Below are 16,662 nucleotides of genomic sequence, written 5' to 3'. Positions count from 1 at the left end.
CACGACGACATGGACAGCCGAAAGATCAAGACCTGGGCCTGGGTGCACAAGTGGAGCAGCCTTGTCTGCACGGTGTTCATGCTGCTGCTGTGCATCACCGGCCTGCCGCTGATCTTCCACCACGAGATCGGCCACCTGCTGGGCACCGAGGTCGAGGCGCCGAAGATGCCGGCGAACACGCCGCGCATCAGCCTGGACAAGGTGGTCGAGATCGGCCGCGCCAAGCACCCCGACCGCGTGGTGCAGTTCGTCTCGCAGCCCGAGGACGACGACGGCCTGTGGTTCGTCACGCTCACGCCCACGCCCGAACCCACCGAAGACTTCAAGTCGGTGGCGGTCGATGCGCGCACCGGCGTCGTGCTGGCGCAGCCCGAGTTCAGCCAGGGCTTCATGTACATCATGTTCAAGCTGCACGTCGACCTGTTCGCCGGGCTGCCGGGCAAGCTGTTCCTGGGCTTCATGGGACTGCTGCTGCTGGTGGCCATCGTCTCGGGCGTGGTGCTGTATTCGCCGTTCATGCGCAAGCTCGACTTCGGTACCGTGCGGCGCGAGAAGCGTCCGCGCCTGAAGTGGCTCGACCTGCACAACCTGCTGGGCATCGTCACGCTGGTGTGGCTGTTCGTGGTGGGCTCTACCGGCATGATCAACACCTGGGCCGACCTGATCATCAAGTACTGGCAGTACGACCAGCTGAGCACGCTGCTCGCGCCCTACAAGAACGAGCCGGTGGTGCCGGTGGCCGAGCGCGGCTCGCTGCAGCGCTCGATGGAAGGCGCGATGCAGAAGGCGCCGGGCATGAAGCTGTCGTTCATCGCGTTCCCGGGCACCTCGTTCTCGAGCCCGCACCACACGACCTTCTTCCTGCGCGGCAACGAGCCCTTCACCTCGAAGCTGCTGCAGCCGGTGCTGGTCGATGCCAAGACAGCGGAGGTGACGGCGGCGCCGAAGATGCCGTGGTACCTCACGGGCCTGCTGGTGTCGCAGCCGCTGCACTTCGGCGACTACGGCGGCATGCCGATGCAGATCCTGTGGGCGCTGCTGGACATTGCGACCATCATCGTGCTGGGCAGCGGGCTGTACCTGTGGCTCAAGCGTGGCAACACCGTGTCGGCACGGACTGCCACGACTGCGGCGCCCGCCACGGAGCGCGCGCCGCCCTCGGCATCGGGCCCGCAGCCTGACCCGGCACCGGCCATGAAGGTGCAGGCATGACGACGCACCACAAGGCACCGCACCAGTCCTTCTGGCGCATGTGGGGCTGGCCCATCGCGCTGGGCGTGATGACCACGGTCGGCCTCATCACCGCGCTGTTCAGCGACGGCGGCCTCGGCGACATGGTGGCCTGGGTGGGCCTGGGCGTTCCGGTGCTTGTGTGCGCCTGGTACGGCTGGCGCCGCTCGCCGCGCACGGGTTCCCGCTAGGCGCAAGGGGCAGGGCACCGACGCAGAATCGGTGCCGATGAATGCCGCACTCTCCTACCCGCTTCGCCTGCTGATCCTGGGCGCTCCGCTGGCCGTGCATGGCCAGCAGCCCGCCACGTCGCCGGCCGGCACGCTGCGCGATGTCACCGTTTCCACGCCGCGCGGCACGCTGTCTCCGTTTCTCGTGCCCGGCTCGGTCGACCGCGTCGATGGCGACGAGATGCGCGACAGCCGGATGCAGGTCAACCTGTCCGAGAGCCTGGGCGCCGTGCCCGGCCTGCAGGTGCAGAACCGCATGAACTACGCGCAGGACCTGCAGCTGTCGGTGCGCGGCTTCGGCGCGCGCTCGACCTTCGGCGTGCGCGGCGTGCGCCTGTATGTCGACGGCATCCCGGCGACCTTGCCTGACGGGCAGGGGCAGACCTCGAACATCGACATCGGCTCGGTCGACCGCGTCGAGGTGCTGCGCGGGCCGTTCTCGGCGCTGTACGGCAACTCGTCGGGCGGCGTGGTGCAGGCGTTCACGGCCTCGGGGGAGGGCGCGCCGCGCCTGTCGTACTCGCTGGCGGGCGGCAGCTTCGGCAGCTGGCGCCAGTCGCTGCAGCTGAGCGGCTCGCAGGGCGCGGTCGACTACCTGCTCGGCGCGAGCCACTTTCGCACCGACGACTGGCGCGAGCAGAGTGCCGCGCGGCGCAACATCGCGAACGGCAAGCTGGGCATCGCGCTCGACAACGGCGACAAGCTCACGCTGGTGCTCAACAGCGTGCGCATCGAGGCGCAGGACCCGCTGGGCCTGACGGCCGAGCAGGTCGCGCAGGCACCGCACAAGGCGCCGCTCGCGCTGCAGTACGACACGCGCAAGACGGTCGAGCAGACGCAGGTCGGCCTGCGCTACGAGCGGCGCCTGAATGCCGAGCAGGCGCTGCAGTTCATGGTCTATGGCGGCGAGCGCAAGACCGTGCAGTTCCAGTCGATCCCGCCGTCGGCGCAGCAGAGTCCGCTGCATGCGGGCGGCGTGATCGACCTCACGCGCCAGTACGGCGGCGTCGACCTGCGCTGGACCGCCGCGCTGCAGCTGGCCGACCGGCCTTTCGACCTCGTGGCGGGCCTGGGTTACGACAGCCTGCGCGAGCGCCGCCGCGGCTACGAGAACTACCAGGGCCCGGTGGCCGCGCCCCTGCTGGGCGTGCAGGGGCGGCTGCGCCGCAACGAGCGCAACGAGGTCTGGAACCTCGACCCCTATGCGCAGGCCGCCTGGCGCTTCGCCGAGCGCTGGACGCTCGAGGCCGGCGTGCGCCGCAGCCGCGTGCACTTCGATTCGCACGACCTGTACATAGCCGGTGCCAACCGCAACGACAGCGGCAGCGCGAGCTACAGCAAGACCCTGCCCGTGGCCTCGCTGCGCTACCAGGCCACGCCCGATCTCGCGGTGTACGGCTCGGTGGGCCGGGGCTTCGAGACACCGACGCTCAACGAGCTGTCGTACCGCCCGGGCGGCGCCAGCGGGCTCAATTTCGGGCTGCGGCCTTCGGTGAACGACAGCCTCGAGGTGGGCGCGAAGGCGCGGCTGGGCGGCGGTCTGCTGACGGCGGCGCTGTTCCACACCCGCACGCGCGACGAGATCGTCACCGCCACCAACAGCGGCGGCCGCGCCACCTTCCAGAACGCGGGGCGCACGCGGCGCAACGGCTTCGAGCTTGGCTGGCAGCACGAGACGGCCGACCACTGGCGCACGCAGGTCGCCTACACGTGGCTGGACGCGACCTACCGCGATGCGTTCTGCTCGCCGTCGCCCTGCGCGGGCAGCAATGCCGTGAACGCGGGCAACCGCATCCCGGGCATCGCGCGCCAGTCGCTGTTCGCCTCGCTCGGCTGGGTGCCGCCCGAGGGCTGGCGCGCCGGCGTCGAGATGCGCGCGCTGAGCCGCATCCAGGCCAACGACCTGAACACCGCGAGCGCGCACGGCTACGCCGTGGCGGCGCTGTATGCCGGCTACCTGAAGAAGTGGGAGCGCTGGGACTTCAACGCCTTCGCGCGCGTCGACAACCTGTTCGACCGGCGCTACATGGGCTCGGTCATCGTCAACGAAGGCAATGCGCGCTTCTACGAGCCCGCGCCGGGCCGCAACTGGACGGTGGGCCTGAGCGGCGCGTATCGCTTCTGACTGAAGGCGCCATGAAAGGAAAAGGCCCGCCGCCCCGAGGGGACGGCGGGCCTTGAGACCCGGTATTCGCAGTGCTTACTTGAGGCCGGCTGCAGCGCGCAGTGCGGCCGCTTGCGTCGTGGCTTCCCAGGTGAACTCGGGCTCTTCGCGGCCGAAGTGGCCGTAGGCGGCGGTCTTCTGGTAGATCGGGCGCAGCAGATCGAGCATCTGGATGATGCCCTTCGGGCGCAGGTCGAAGTGCTCGCGCACGAGTTCGGCGATCTTCTCGTCGGGGATCATGCCGGTGCCTTCGGTGTAGACCGTGATGTTCATCGGCTGGGCCACGCCGATGGCGTACGCCACCTGGATCTGGCACTGGCGCGCCAGGCCGGCGGCCACGATGTTCTTGGCCACGTAGCGCGCGGCGTAGGCGGCCGAGCGGTCGACCTTCGACGGGTCCTTGCCGGAGAACGCGCCGCCGCCGTGCGGGCAGGCGCCGCCGTAGGTGTCGACGATGATCTTGCGGCCGGTGAGGCCGCAGTCGCCCTGCGGGCCGCCGATGACGAAGCGCCCGGTCGGGTTGATCAGGTAGCGCGTGTTCTGCAGCCATTCCTTGGGCAGCACGGGCTTGATGATCTCTTCGATGATGGCTTCGTTGAACGAGGCCTTCATCTTGGTCGGCGTTTCGCTCTGGTCGGGGCTGTGCTGCGTGGAGAGCACCACGGTGTCGATGCTGTGGGGCTTGCCGTCCACGTAGCGCATCGTGACCTGGCTCTTGGCATCAGGGCGCAGGAAGGGCAGGCGGCCGTCCTTGCGCAGCTGGGCCTGGCGCTCCACGAGGCGGTGCGCGTAGTAGATCGGCGCGGGCATCAGCTCGGGCGTCTCGTCGCAGGCGTAGCCGAACATCAGGCCCTGGTCGCCGGCGCCGGTGTTCAGGTGGTCGTCGGAGGCGTGGTCGACGCCCTGGGCGATGTCGTTGGACTGCTTGTCGTAGCAGACCATCACGGCGCAGCCCTTGTAGTCGATGCCGTACTCGGTGTTGTCGTAGCCGATGCGCTTGATGGTGTCGCGCGCGACCTGGATGTAGTCGACGTGCGCGTTGGTCGTGATCTCGCCGGCAAGCACCACGAGGCCGGTGTTGGTCAGCGTTTCGGCGGCGACGCGGCTGCGGGGGTCTTGTTCGAAGATCGCGTCGAGGATTGCGTCCGAGATCTGGTCCGCGACCTTGTCGGGATGGCCTTCGGAAACCGATTCGGAAGTAAAGAGAAAGTCGTTCGCCACTGTGGTCACTCCTTGAAGTTCAATTGGCGCGTTGCCAACTCTGCGGAGCCCTGGCGAACGCTTTAGCAGATGTCGATGAATCGACGGGACACAATCGCATTCGCGCTTGTGGGTGTCGCCCTGCAAGTTGTTCCGTAACTCGGCGACAATTTGCATTCTATTCGAGCCACGCAATACCATGCGCGCGCGTCCGCCTTTTGACCCTCCCTGACTCTCTCCCCCTCCCCATTCAATGATCACCCTGTTCCGCCTGCTTGCCCGTGTGCCGATGCCGCTGATGCATCGGCTCGGCGCCTTGCTGGGATGGTTGGTCTGGTGGTGCGCGCCGGACTACCGCCGCCGCTTCAAGGCCAACGCCGAGAGCGCCGGCTTCTCGCCCGCGCAGTACCGTCCCGCCATCGCCGCCGCCGGCCACATGGCGTCCGAGCTGCCCTGGCTGTGGCTGCGCCCGCAGGGCGAGAGCGTGCTGACGCGCGTGGTGCGCTGGGAAGGCGTCGAGGCCTTCGAGGCCGCGATGCGCGCGAAAAAGGGCGTGATCCTCGTGGCGCCGCACCTGGGCAGCTGGGAGATGTGCGGTCAGGCCATCGGCGAGCGCTTTCTCGCGGACTTCGGGCCGATCACCGCGCTGTTCCGTCCGGCGCGCAAGAAATGGATGGCCGACCTGATCGCCGCGGGTTCGCGCGACCGGCCCGGCCTGCAGACCCTGCCGACCAACAACACCGGCGTGCGCGGCCTGATCCGCACGCTGCGCAGCGGCGGCTACACCGGCATCCTGCCCGACCAGGTGCCGCCGCTGGGGCAGGGCGTGTGGGCGCCTTTCCTCGGCCGCCCCGCCTACACCATGACCCTGCTTCCCCGTTTGGCCCAACAGACCGGCGCCGCCTGCTTCCTCAGCGTGTGCGAGCGCCTGCCGCACGGCGCGGGCTACGTGATCCGCTTCGAGCCGATCGTCGGCACCGCGCTCACCGACCCCGATGCCTCCATCGAGGACGCCGCCGCCGCCATGAACGACGGCATCGGCCGCCTGATCCACAGCCTGCCCGGTCAGTACGTCTGGGACTACGCGCGCTACAAGGAGCCGCGCGGCGAACCGGCCGTGGTGGCCAACGCCGCTGGAGGGGCTGCGCCATGAGCCTCAGTTCCCGACTCGGCATCGGCTTCATGCGGGTGCTGGCCCCGCTGCCCCTGCCGCTGGTGCGCGGCTTCAGCAGGGTCCTCGGCCGCCTGCTGCACACCATCGCCGTGCCGCGGCGGCGCGTGGTCGACCGGAATCTGGCCCTGTGCTTCCCCGGGAAATCGGAGGCCGAGCGCCGCGCCATCGCGCGCGAGACCTTCGTCTTCGTCGCGCAGTCGTGGCTGGACCGCAGCTGGCTGTGGCATGCGCCCGAACAGGTGGTGAAGAGCCGGCTGAAGATCGTGGGCGCGGCCTCGGAAATCCGCGAGATCGCCGAGGGCGACGCGCCGATGATCCTGTTTGCGCCGCACTTCTACGGCCTTGACGCCGCGGCCACCGCGCTCACCATGCACACGGCACGCCCGTCGGCCACGATCTACACGACCCAGCGCGACCCGATGGTCGATGCCTGGATCCGCGAAGGCCGCACACGCTTCGGCGACGTGGCGGCGCTCAACCGGGTGGACGGCATCAAGCCCATCCTCGCGGGGCTGCGCAAGGGCGGCCTGCTGTACCTGCTGCCCGACATGGATTTCGGGCGCGACCAGACCATCTTCGTGCCCTTCTACGGCGTGCAGGCGGCCACCGTGCCGTCGCTCTCGCGCTTCGCGCGGCTGGGCAAGGCCAAGGTGGTGCCGGTGGTGGCGAAGCTCACGCCCGGTGGTTACGAGATCCAGGTGCTGTCGGCGTGGCAGAACTTCCCGACCGACGACGTCGAGGCCGACACGGCGCTCATGAACGAGCGCCTGCAGGGCTACATCGACACGATGCCGTCCCAGTACTACTGGGTGCATCGCAGGTTCAAGACCCGCCCCGAGGGCGAGCCGCCGATTTACTGATTGCGGGCCAGGAAGCCCTCGATCTCGCGCGCGACCAGCTGCGGCTGCTCGTGCACGATCCAGTGGGTGGCGTTCGGCACCTTCTTGACCTCGAGCTGGGGCACGTACTCTTCCAGCCCTTCGAGCAGGCCCGGCAGCAGCGCGGCGTCGTCGAGTGCCCAGAACACGAAGGTCGGCATGGTCACCGTGAGGCGTTCGCGCGGCAGCACCGGAATGCTGTCGATCGACTGGCCCGGCAGTGGCGGCTTCATCGGCGTCACGCGGTACAGGTTGCAGGCGCCCGTGAGGCCCGCGCTCCAGACTTCGCGGTACTGCTGCTTCACTTCTTCGGTGAGCCAGCCGAAGCCGTCCGGGCCGGCCTTCATCAAGAGGAAGAAGGGCCACATGCGCTTGAAGTCGTCGGCCGCGAGCAGGGCTTCGGCATCGGGGCGCGCCAGGAAGTGCATGTAGGCGCTGGCCTGCTGCTGCGCCGGGTTGTTGCGCAGCTCGCGCGTGAAGGTGCCCGGGTGCGGCGAATTGATGATGACCAGCTTGCCGACCTGCTGCGGGAAGGCGTTGGCGTAGCCCCAGGCGAAGGCGCCGCCCCAGTCGTGGGCCACCAGCGCGGCCATGGTGCCGTCGGCGCTCTCGGTGGCCACGAGCTGCTGGATGTCCTGGATCAGCAGGTGGGCCTTGTAGTCGGCCACTTCCGTGGGCGCGCTGGACTTCTCGAAGCCGCGCAGGTTCGGCGCCACGCAGCGGTAGCCGCCGTGGGCCGGGTCCGAGAAGTAGGCGAGCAGTTCGTCCCAGATGAACGCGGCTTCGGGGAAGCCGTGCAGGAACACCATCAGCGGCTGGCCCGGCTTGCCGGCGGCGCGGCAGCTCAGGGTGGTGCTGTTGGGCAGGCTGCGTTGGAAGGTCTCGATCATGCTTCGTGTCTCCTTGGGTTGACTGTCGCTATTGTTTTGATAGTGAACTTCGCAGGTGGGACGCTCGATGCAGCCGGTTCCTTTAGCGCATCAGGCGTCTTCGGCCGGTGGCGGCGTGGGCGTTGGCGCGGCGTCGTCGGGGTGCACCCAGCGCCACAGCAGCTCAGCCGCTTCGCCGACCCCTTGCTTCTTCAGGGCCGAGAACAGTTTGACCTCGCCGCCGCCGGCGTTCAGTCGCGTAATCGACAGCACCTTGGCGGCTTCGGTGCGGGTGAGCTTGTCGGACTTGGTCAGCAGCACGAGGAATTTGAGGCCTTGCTCGACGCGCGGGCGGATCACGTCGAGCAGGATCTCGTCGAGCTCGGTCATGCCGTGGCGCGGATCGCACATCAGGACAACCCCGCGCAGACTTTCGCGCGTCATGAGGTAGTTGCCCATCACGCGCTGCCAGCGCAGCTTGGCTTCCTTCGGCACGGCCGCGTAGCCGTAGCCGGGCAGGTCGGCCAGCACGGCGTCGTCGACCTTCTGCTTGCCGATGCCGAACAGGTTGATGTGCTGCGTGCGGCCGGGCGTCTTCGAGGCAAAAGCCAGGCGCGTCTGCTGCGTCAGGGTGTTGATGGCGGTCGATTTGCCGGCGTTCGAACGGCCGACAAAAGCGATCTCGGGCAGGTCGACCGGGGGCAGGTGCTCGAGTTGCGGAGCGCTGGTCAGGAAGTGGGCGGTGTGCAGCCAACCGAGGGCCACGCGCTCGCGTTCAGCGACCTGCGGGTCCACGGCAGGGGCCGCGCGGGGAGGATAAGCGGCGGACTTGGCGCGCGGGGAGGTCATCAATGGGCTTTCGGAACGGGGCGCCATTGTAGAATCGCGGGGTTTTGCGCCATAAATTCGAAGCCCCCGATATGAAGTTGTTTGCCAATATTCTGCTTGCAGCCCTCATGGGCGTCGCAGCCAGCGCGAGTTTTGCAGCCGATGAGCATGCAGCTGCCCCCGCAGCGGCAGCCGCCAAGCCGGCCAAGCCCGATCCCGCCAAGGGCGACACGCTGTTCAATGCGACGCCGGCCAACAGCCAAAGCTGCGCTTCGTGCCACAACGCGGACGGCAACTCGGCCATCGCAGCCAATCCCAAGCTGGCGCAACAACACCCCGAATACATCCTCAAGCAGCTGCAGGACTTCAAGTCCGGCAAGCGCAAGAGCGCCATCATGAAGCCGCTGGCCTCGGCGCTGTCCGAAGAAGACATGCGCAACATCGCCTGGTTCGTCGGCTCCAAGAAGATCAAGCCGGGCTTCTCGAAGGAGAAGGACACGGTCGCCCTCGGCGAGAAGATCTACCGCGGCGGCATCGGCGATCGCCAGATCCCCGCCTGCGCCGGCTGCCACAGCCCGAACGGTGCCGGCCTGCCGGCCCAGTACCCGCGCCTGGGCGGCCAGCACGCCGACTACACCGTGGCCCAGCTCGTGGCCTTCCGCGACAACGTCCGCCTGAACAGCTCGCCCATGAACGGCGTGGCCGCCAAGCTCAACGACCGCGAAATCAAGGCCGTGGCCGACTACATCGCCGGCCTGCGCTGATTTCCGCTGTCGCGCTGTCCAGCGTGAACTAACCGCCGATAAAAATCCCAAACAAAGGGCGGGCCGATCCAGGAGGATGGCCCGCCCTTTTGTTTTTTTCCTCTTTCCTGGTTTCCCTCCGATGACCGTTTCCACCCATGGCCTTCGCGTGCATCGCGGCCCGCAGCTGCTTCGCGCCGCGGTGGAACTGCTGTCGTCGATGCGCTTCGCGATCGCGCTGCTCACGGTCATCTGCATCGCCTCGATCATCGGCACCGTGCTCAAGCAGCATGAGCCGATCAACAACTACATCAACCAGTTCGGGCCTTTCTGGGCCGAGCTGTTCCGCACGGCGCGGCTCGACTCGGTCTACAGCGCCTGGTGGTTTCTGCTGATCCTGCTGTTCCTGGTGATCAGCACGTCGCTGTGCGTCGCGCGCAACACGCCGCGCATCCTGATCGACCTGCGCACCTTCAAGGAAGACATCCGCGCGCAGAGCCTGAAGGCCTTCGGCCAGCGCGCCGAGAACCGGCTGGCTGAAACGCCCGACATGGCGGCCAACCGCATCGGCCAGCTGCTCGTGAGCGGCGGCTGGAAGGTCAAGCTGCAGCAGCGCAACGCCAGCGCCGACGGCAAGGCCTCGGCCGGCTGGATGGTCGCGGCGCGCGCCGGCGGCGCCCACAAGCTGGGCTACATCGCCGCGCACAGCGCCATCGTGCTGGTGTGCATCGGCGGCCTGCTCGACGGCGACCTGGTGGTGCGCGCCCAGACCTGGTTCAACGGCAAGAGCGTGTTCACCGGCGGCGGCATGATCGCCGACGTGGCGCCCGAGCACCGCCTGTCGACCGCCAACCCGACCTTCCGCGGCAACATCCTCGTGCCCGAGGGCGGGCGGGGCAACGTGGCCATCCTGAACCAGGCCGACGGCGTGCTGCTGCAGGAGCTGCCGTTCACCATCGAGCTGAAGAAGTTCATCGTCGACTACTACTCGACCGGCATGCCCAAGCTGTTCGCCAGCGAGGTGGTGCTGCACGACCGCGAGAGCGGCGAGCAGGTGCCCGCGCGCATCGAGGTGAACCACCCGGCCAGCTACAAGGGCGTGGAGATCTACCAGTCGAGCTTCGACGACGGCGGCTCCACGGTGAAGCTCAAGGCGGTGCCGATGGCGGCCGCGGCCAAGCCCTTCGAGGTCGAGGGCATCATCGGCGGCCCGAGCACCGAGATCACCAACGGCACCGACAAGCTCACGCTCGAGTACGCCGCGCTGCGCGTGATCAACGTCGAGAACTTCGCCGACGGCGGCGCGATGGGCAGCGGCGCCGACGTGCGCAAGGTCGACCTGCGCCACGGCATCGAGTCGCGCCTGGGCGCCGCCAACAAGACCAACAAGCCCAAGGTGCTGCGCAACATCGGCCCCAGCATCGGCTACAAGCTGCGTGACGCGGCCGGCCAGGCGCGCGAGTACCAGAACTACATGGTGCCGGTCGACGCCGGCGACGGCCAGCCGGTGTTCCTGCTGGGCATGCGCGAGAAGCCCGAGGAGCCGTTCCGCTACCTGCGCGTGCCAGCCGACGAGCAGGGCTCGATGGACGGCTTCGTGCGCATGCGCACCGCGCTGGGCGACCCCGCCACGCGCGAGCGCGCCATCCAGCGCTACATCGCCAAGGCGACTGACCCCAAGCGCCCCGAAATGGCCGAGCAGCTGCGCGTGTCGGCCGCCCGCGCGCTGGCGCTGTTCTCGGGCGCCGAGCGCGCCAAGGCCGACGCCGCGTCGCAGGGCGGCTGGCAGGCGATTGCCGAATTCATGGAAGCCAACGTGCCCGAGGCCGAGCGCGAGCGCGCCGGCACGGTGCTGGTGCGCATCCTCAACGACGTGCTGTTCGAAGTGCTCAACCTGAGCCGCGAAGGCGCCGGCCTGGCCGCGCTGCCGAACGACGAGAAGTCGCAGGGCTACCTGACGCAGGCCGTGCTGGCCCTGAGCGACGCGCACTTCTATCCGGCGCCCGTCGCGATGATGATGACCGACTTCACCCAGGTGCAGGCCAGCGTGTTCCAGGTGGCGCGCGCCCCTGGCAAGAACATCGTCTATCTGGGGTGTCTGTTGCTGATCGTCGGTATTTTTGCCATGCTGTACGTGCGCGAGCGCCGCCTGTGGGTGTGGCTGACACCCGGCGGCGGCGCCTCTGGAGACAACGACGGCCGCGAAACGGTCGCCACGATGGCGTTCTCGGTCAACCGCAAGACCCTGGACAGCGATCGCGAATTCGAGCACCTGAAGTACAGGTTGCTCGCCCTGAAGAAAGAAGAACCGGCGTCACCATGAACACCACGACCCTCACGCTCCACGAAAGCTGGCTCTCCCGCCGCAACCTGTTCGACTGGGTGTTCGCGGCGCTGGTGCTGGCCGGCGGCGCGTTCGCCTTCATGCGCCACGCCGGCTCGATGGACAGCTACGAAAAGCCGATCCTCGTGGCGGCGCTGGTCTCGGTCATCGGCATCTGCTGGTTCTGGCGCCCGCTGCGGGTGCTGACGCTGGTGGTGGCCGCAGCCTCGCTGCTGGCCATCAGCTCCTACCAGGGCGACCTGGCGCGCGCCGACTCGGTGTTCTGGCTCAAGTACTTCCTGTCGAGCCAGTCGGCCATCCTCTGGATGAGCGTGCTGTTCTTCATGAGCACGCTGTTCTACTGGATCGGCTTCGCCGCCGGCAAGCAGCAGGCCGACACCTTCGACCTGATCGGCTCCCGCCTGGCCTGGGCGGCCGTGACGATGGCGCTGATCGGCACCATGGTGCGCTGGTACGAAAGCCATCAGCTCGGCCCGGACATCGGCCACATCCCGGTGAGCAACCTGTACGAAGTGTTCGTGCTGTTCTGCTGGCTGACGGCCGCGTTCTACCTGTACTTCGAAGAGCGCTACAACACGCGCGCACTGGGCGCCTTCGTGATGCTGGTGGTCAGCGCCGCGGTGGGCTTTTTGCTCTGGTACACGATTGTGCGCGAGGCGCATGAAATCCAGCCGCTGGTGCCTGCGCTGCAGAGCTGGTGGATGAAGCTGCACGTGCCCGCCAACTTCATCGGCTACGGCACCTTCGCGCTCGCGGCCATGGTGGCCTTCGCCTACCTCATCAAGGAACAGGCGAGCGAGACCCGCTGGTACAAGCTCACGCCGATCTGGTTGCTGGGCGTGGCGCTGTGCTTCGTGCCGGTGGCCTTCCGCCAGCGCGTGCAGGAAGCCGGCGGCAGCTACTGGGTGATCTACGCGGGCATCTCGGCGCTGATCGCCGCGGGCATCCTGCTGGGACGCAAGCGCATCGCGGCGCGCCTGCCGGCCAACGAGGTGCTCGACGACGTCATGTACAAGTCGATCACCGTCGGCTTCGCCTTCTTCACCATCGCGACCGTGCTCGGCGCCTTGTGGGCGGCCGACGCCTGGGGCGGCTACTGGAGCTGGGACCCGAAGGAAACCTGGGCGCTGATCGTCTGGCTCAACTACGCGGCCTGGCTGCACATGCGCCTCGTGAAGGGTCTGCGCGGCACCGTGGCGGCCTGGTGGGCGCTGGCCGGCCTGGCCGTGACCACCTTCGCCTTCCTGGGCGTGAACATGTTCCTGAGCGGGCTGCACAGCTACGGCACGCTGTAAGCGCAGGCCTGGCGCCTTTTGCGAAGAATTGAAACCACGCGCCGCCATGGCGCGTAACCAAACCGGGGCATGTCACGAACTACCCTGAGCACAACGATTCACGCGAAAGGCCTGCCATGTCGTTCCCTTCCCGTTCGCACCGTCGCGACACCCACGGTTTCAACCATCCGCTGTCGAGCGAGATCACGCCGCGCGCCGCCTACGAAGGCCGGCGCGACCTGCTCAAGCTGATGGCCGGCGGTGCCGCGGGTGCGGCGCTCGCCACCTTCGCCGGGCGCGAGGCCTTCGCCCAGGCGACCGGCCCGCACAAGCTGGCCCTGCTGCCGGGCGCCAAGTCGGCCGTGCCGGGCGCGCAGACGATGGAAAAGCTCACCGACTACAAGGACGCGAGCAGCTACAACAACTACTACGAGTTCGGCGTCGACAAGGGCGATCCGGTGAAGAACGCCGGCACGCTCAAGACGCGGCCGTGGACCGTGGAGGTCGAGGGGCTGGTCAAGAAGCCGGGCAAGTACGGCATCGAGGACCTGCTCAAGCTCAGCGCGCAGGAAGAGCGCATCTACCGCCTGCGCTGCGTCGAGGGCTGGTCGATGGTGATCCCGTGGGTGGGCTATTCGCTGGCCGAGCTCATCAAGAAGGTCGAGCCGCAGGGCAACGCCAAGTTCGTCGAGTTCGTGACGCTGGCTGACCCGAAGACCATGCCCTTCGTCGGCTCGCGCGTGCTCGACTGGCCCTACACCGAGGGCCTGCGCATGGACGAGGCGATGCACCCGCTCACGCTGCTGGCCTTCGGCATGTACGGCGAGGTGCTGCCCAACCAGAACGGCGCGCCGGTGCGGCTCGTGGTGCCATGGAAGTACGGTTTCAAGTCGGCCAAGTCGATCGTCAAGATCCGCTTCGTCGAGAAGGAGCCGAGCACGGCCTGGAACAAGGCGGCGGCGCAGGAGTACGGCTTCTATTCGAACGTGAACCCGAACGTCGACCACCCGCGCTGGAGCCAGGCGACCGAGCGCCGCATCGGCGACGGCGGCGGCCTGTTCGCGAAGCGGCGCAAGACCGAGATGTTCAACGGCTACGAGGCACAGGTCGGCCAGCTCTACGCCGGCATGGACCTGAAGAAGAACTACTGAGCGGGCGCGCCCGACCGGTCGTTGCGCCATGCTGAACAAGCTGCTCATGCACCCGGCGACCAAGCCGGTCGTCTTCCTGCTGTGCCTGCTGCCGTTCGCGCGGCTGGCCTTCGGTGCCTTCACCGACGGGCTGGGCGCGAACCCGGCCGAGTTCCTGATACGCGCGACGGGCGATTGGACCTTGCGCTTCATCTGCATCGTGCTGGCGGTGACGCCGCTGCGCGTGATTGCCAAGCTCAACGCGCTGGCGCGGCTGCGCCGCATGCTGGGCCTGTTCGCGTACTTCTACGTGGTGCTGCACCTGCTGTGCTACAGCTGGTTCGACATGGGCTTCGAGTGGGGCGAGATCGCCAAGGACATCGCCAAGCGGCCGTTCATCCTGGTGGGCTTCTCGGCCTTCGTGCTGCTGACGCCGCTGGCGGCCACGTCGTTCAATCGCGCGATCAAGGCGATGGGCGCCAAGCGCTGGCAGCTGCTGCACAAGCTGGTTTATGTGATCGCGGGGCTCGGGCTGCTGCACTTCTTCTGGATGCGCGCGGGCAAGAACAACTTCGCCGAAGTGTTCGTCTACGCCGCGATCGTCGGGGTGCTGCTGGCGTGGCGCGTCTGGAATTTCGCGCGCAAGCGCCAGGCCAGGCCCGCAGTGGCCGTGCGCGGCAGCGAGAAGCCGCTGCGCACCGGCTGAGACCGGATCAGCCGTCGATCTCGGCGCGCAGCTGGTCTTCCATCGTCTCGCGGCGGCGGATCAGCTTGGCGCTGGCGCCGCTCACCAGGACCTCGGCCGCACGGCCGCGCGTGTTGTAGTTGCTGGCCATGCTCATGCAGTACGCACCGGCCGACAGCACGGCCAGCAGGTCGCCGGCCACCACGTTGAGCGCACGGTCGCGGCCGATCCAGTCGCCGCTTTCGCAGACCGGGCCCACCACGTCGTAGGTCGGCGCGTCGCCGGCGCGCTCGCGCAGCGGCACGATCTTGTGGAAGGCCTGGTACATCGCGGGGCGCGGCAGGTCGTTCATGGCCGCGTCGACGATGCAGAAGTTCTTGTCTTCGCCGGGCTTGGTGTAGAGCACCTCGGTCACGCAGACGCCGGCATTGCCGACCAGTGAGCGGCCGGGTTCGATCACCAGCTTGCGCTGGCCGAAGCCGCGCGCGTCGAGCTTGGCGAGCAGCTGTTGCCACAGCGCATCGGCCTTGGGCGGCACTTCGCCGTTGTAGTCGATGCCCAGGCCGCCGCCGAAGTCCAGGTGATGGATCGGCACGCCGGCCGCCTCGATGGCCTCCACCAGGTCGAGCACGCGGTCGCAGGCGTCCAGGTAGGGCGAGGCTTCGGTGATCTGCGAGCCGATGTGGCAGTCGATGCCGACCACCTCGAGGCCCGGCAGCCGGGCGGCGTGCTGGTAGGCCTGCACCGCGCGGTCGTGCGCGATGCCGAACTTGTTGCCCTTCAGGCCGGTGGAAATGTACGGGTGCGTCTTCGGGTCGACGTTCGGATTGATGCGGATGCTGATCGGTGCGCGCACCTTCTCGGCCAGCGCCACCTCGTTGAGCACGTCGAGCTCGGCTTCGCTCTCGACGTTGAAGCAGGCGATGCCGGCCGCCAGGGCCTGGCGCATCTCGGCGCGCGTCTTGCCGACGCCCGAGAAGATGATCTTCTTCGGATCGGCGCCCACCGCCAGCACGCGCGACAGTTCGCCGCCTGAGACGATGTCGAAACCGCAGCCGGCCTCGGCGAACACGCGCAGCACGCCGAGGGAGGAATTGGCCTTCATCGCGTAGCAGATCAGCGCGTCGCGGCCCTCGAAGCCGCACTGGTAGGCGGCCAGGGCGTCGAGCATCCACTGCTTCGAATAGACGAACAGCGGCGTGCCGTGCACGCGCGCCAGCGCGTCGAGCGCGACACCCTCGACGTGCAGGGCGCCGTCGCGATGGGCGATGTGGGGGTGGCCGGGCAGGGGGGTGTTCGTCGTCATTTCTGGGGGGAGGCGGGGGCGCTGCTGGCTGCGGCGGGCTTGGGGGCCGCTTCGTTGTCGGAGGCTTTGGAGCCGCCGGGGGTGAGCAATTGGGGCAAGGTGGCGCGCTGGGCAGCCGCCGGATCGGTCGGCAGGTAGAGCGCGCCGCGCTGTCCGCACGCCGCAAGACCGGCCGCGCTGGCGGCAAGGCAGACCATGAGCGCGGTGCGGGCGCGAGCGCTCACTAGAATTTGGCGAACATTCAACATGCTGAAATTGTAATGACCGACACCGAGTACATGGACCGCGCCGAGGCGGCGCTTGCTGCCATCGAGCAGGGCTGCGACCGCATCAACGACGCGACCGACGCTGACATCGACAACCAGCGGGTCGGCGGGATGATCACGATGTCGTTTCGCAATGGCAGCCAGCTGATCGTGAACCTGCAGAAGCCGCTGCAGGAAATCTGGCTGGCGGCGCGCTCCGGCGGCTACCACTACCGGCACGACGGCCGGGTGTGGGTGGACACCAAGACCGGGGAAGAATTCTTCGGCAACCTGTCGCGCGAGGCGACCCTGCAGGCGGGGCAGCCGCTGGTGTTCGCGGCGGCCTGAGCCGCCGCTCCGTC

The 16,662-nt window shown here is 68.0% G+C and carries 16 protein-coding genes; 11 read left to right on the top strand and 5 right to left on the bottom strand.

Going from position 1 to position 16,662, the window contains the following annotated elements:
* The first annotated feature begins 9 nt into the window (after positions 1 to 9).
* From FFI97_RS25760 to FFI97_RS25750, 3 genes are read left to right on the top strand one after another with little or no spacing between them, the layout of a single operon-like run.
* Positions 10 to 1,212, top strand: a complete 1,203-nt coding sequence (locus tag FFI97_RS25760) for a PepSY-associated TM helix domain-containing protein (RefSeq protein ID WP_139700989.1) — start codon at positions 10 to 12, stop codon at positions 1,210 to 1,212.
* The gene (locus FFI97_RS25755) at positions 1,209 to 1,421 is read left to right on the top strand and encodes a hypothetical protein (RefSeq protein ID WP_139700991.1); all 213 of its coding nucleotides are present in this window, start codon (positions 1,209 to 1,211) and stop codon (positions 1,419 to 1,421) included. The genes FFI97_RS25760 and FFI97_RS25755 overlap by 4 nt, the downstream gene beginning before the upstream one ends.
* 37 nt (positions 1,422 to 1,458) lie before the next feature.
* The gene (locus FFI97_RS25750) at positions 1,459 to 3,585 is read left to right on the top strand and encodes a TonB-dependent receptor (protein WP_139700993.1); all 2,127 of its coding nucleotides are present in this window, start codon (positions 1,459 to 1,461) and stop codon (positions 3,583 to 3,585) included.
* Positions 3,586 to 3,660: 75 nt separating this feature from the next.
* Here FFI97_RS25750 and metK read toward each other — a convergent pair whose 3' ends face one another.
* Positions 3,661 to 4,845, bottom strand: a complete 1,185-nt coding sequence (gene metK, locus FFI97_RS25745; protein ID WP_139700995.1) for a methionine adenosyltransferase — start codon at positions 4,843 to 4,845, stop codon at positions 3,661 to 3,663.
* Between the two features lie 232 nt (positions 4,846 to 5,077).
* Between metK and FFI97_RS25740 the strand changes: the two genes are divergently transcribed.
* Positions 5,078 to 5,977, top strand: a complete 900-nt coding sequence (locus FFI97_RS25740; RefSeq protein WP_139700997.1) for a lysophospholipid acyltransferase family protein — start codon at positions 5,078 to 5,080, stop codon at positions 5,975 to 5,977.
* Complete coding sequence (locus FFI97_RS25735) at positions 5,974 to 6,858, top strand: lipid A biosynthesis acyltransferase (protein WP_139700999.1); 885 nt, start codon at positions 5,974 to 5,976, stop codon at positions 6,856 to 6,858. The genes FFI97_RS25740 and FFI97_RS25735 overlap by 4 nt, the downstream gene beginning before the upstream one ends.
* Here the strand turns inward: FFI97_RS25735 and FFI97_RS25730 are convergent.
* Together FFI97_RS25730 and yihA are read right to left on the bottom strand one after the other, a co-directional pair.
* On the bottom strand, positions 6,852 to 7,766 hold the full coding sequence (locus FFI97_RS25730) for an alpha/beta fold hydrolase (protein ID WP_139701001.1): 915 nt from the start codon (positions 7,764 to 7,766) through the stop codon (positions 6,852 to 6,854). The genes FFI97_RS25735 and FFI97_RS25730 overlap by 7 nt on opposite strands.
* 90 nt (positions 7,767 to 7,856) lie before the next feature.
* Entirely contained in the window at positions 7,857 to 8,594 is a 738-nt protein-coding gene (yihA, locus tag FFI97_RS25725; RefSeq protein ID WP_139701003.1) for a ribosome biogenesis GTP-binding protein YihA/YsxC, read from the bottom strand.
* Positions 8,595 to 8,665: 71 nt separating this feature from the next.
* Here yihA and FFI97_RS25720 point away from each other — a divergent pair, with 71 nt between their 5' ends.
* From FFI97_RS25720 to FFI97_RS25700, 5 genes are all read left to right on the top strand, one after another.
* The gene (locus FFI97_RS25720) at positions 8,666 to 9,337 is read left to right on the top strand and encodes a c-type cytochrome (RefSeq protein WP_095743749.1); all 672 of its coding nucleotides are present in this window, start codon (positions 8,666 to 8,668) and stop codon (positions 9,335 to 9,337) included.
* A gap of 121 nt (positions 9,338 to 9,458) precedes the next feature.
* Positions 9,459 to 11,639, top strand: coding sequence for a cytochrome c biogenesis protein ResB (locus FFI97_RS25715; RefSeq protein ID WP_139701004.1), 2,181 nt, complete (start codon positions 9,459 to 9,461; stop codon positions 11,637 to 11,639).
* A complete protein-coding gene (ccsB, locus tag FFI97_RS25710; protein WP_062471791.1) occupies positions 11,636 to 12,955 on the top strand; it encodes a c-type cytochrome biogenesis protein CcsB in 1,320 nt (439 codons plus the stop codon). The genes FFI97_RS25715 and ccsB overlap by 4 nt, the downstream gene beginning before the upstream one ends.
* Before the next feature lie 116 nt (positions 12,956 to 13,071).
* Positions 13,072 to 14,085: a protein-methionine-sulfoxide reductase catalytic subunit MsrP gene (msrP, locus tag FFI97_RS25705; RefSeq protein ID WP_062471788.1), complete on the top strand. Its 1,014-nt coding sequence runs from the start codon at positions 13,072 to 13,074 to the stop codon at positions 14,083 to 14,085.
* Between the two features lie 31 nt (positions 14,086 to 14,116).
* Positions 14,117 to 14,770 (top strand): sulfite oxidase heme-binding subunit YedZ, encoded by a 654-nt coding sequence (locus tag FFI97_RS25700; protein ID WP_062471862.1) that lies wholly within the window; start codon positions 14,117 to 14,119, stop codon positions 14,768 to 14,770.
* Positions 14,771 to 14,777: 7 nt separating this feature from the next.
* On the opposite strand, the gene lysA is transcribed toward FFI97_RS25700, so the two are convergent.
* A complete protein-coding gene (lysA, locus tag FFI97_RS25695; protein WP_139701006.1) occupies positions 14,778 to 16,055 on the bottom strand; it encodes a diaminopimelate decarboxylase in 1,278 nt (425 codons plus the stop codon).
* The gene (gene lptM, locus FFI97_RS25690; protein ID WP_062471782.1) at positions 16,052 to 16,303 is read right to left on the bottom strand and encodes an LPS translocon maturation chaperone LptM; all 252 of its coding nucleotides are present in this window, start codon (positions 16,301 to 16,303) and stop codon (positions 16,052 to 16,054) included. The genes lysA and lptM overlap by 4 nt, the downstream gene beginning before the upstream one ends.
* 12 nt (positions 16,304 to 16,315) lie before the next feature.
* Here lptM and cyaY point away from each other — a divergent pair, with 12 nt between their 5' ends.
* Positions 16,316 to 16,648, top strand: coding sequence for an iron donor protein CyaY (cyaY, locus tag FFI97_RS25685; RefSeq protein WP_062471779.1), 333 nt, complete (start codon positions 16,316 to 16,318; stop codon positions 16,646 to 16,648).
* Positions 16,649 to 16,662 lie beyond the last annotated feature (14 nt).

It is taken from the genome of Variovorax sp. KBS0712, assembly GCF_006323185.2.
In the GTDB taxonomy this organism is placed as follows: domain Bacteria; phylum Pseudomonadota; class Gammaproteobacteria; order Burkholderiales; family Burkholderiaceae_C; genus Variovorax; species Variovorax boronicumulans.
This window is presented reverse-complemented; position numbering and strand designations above follow the sequence as displayed.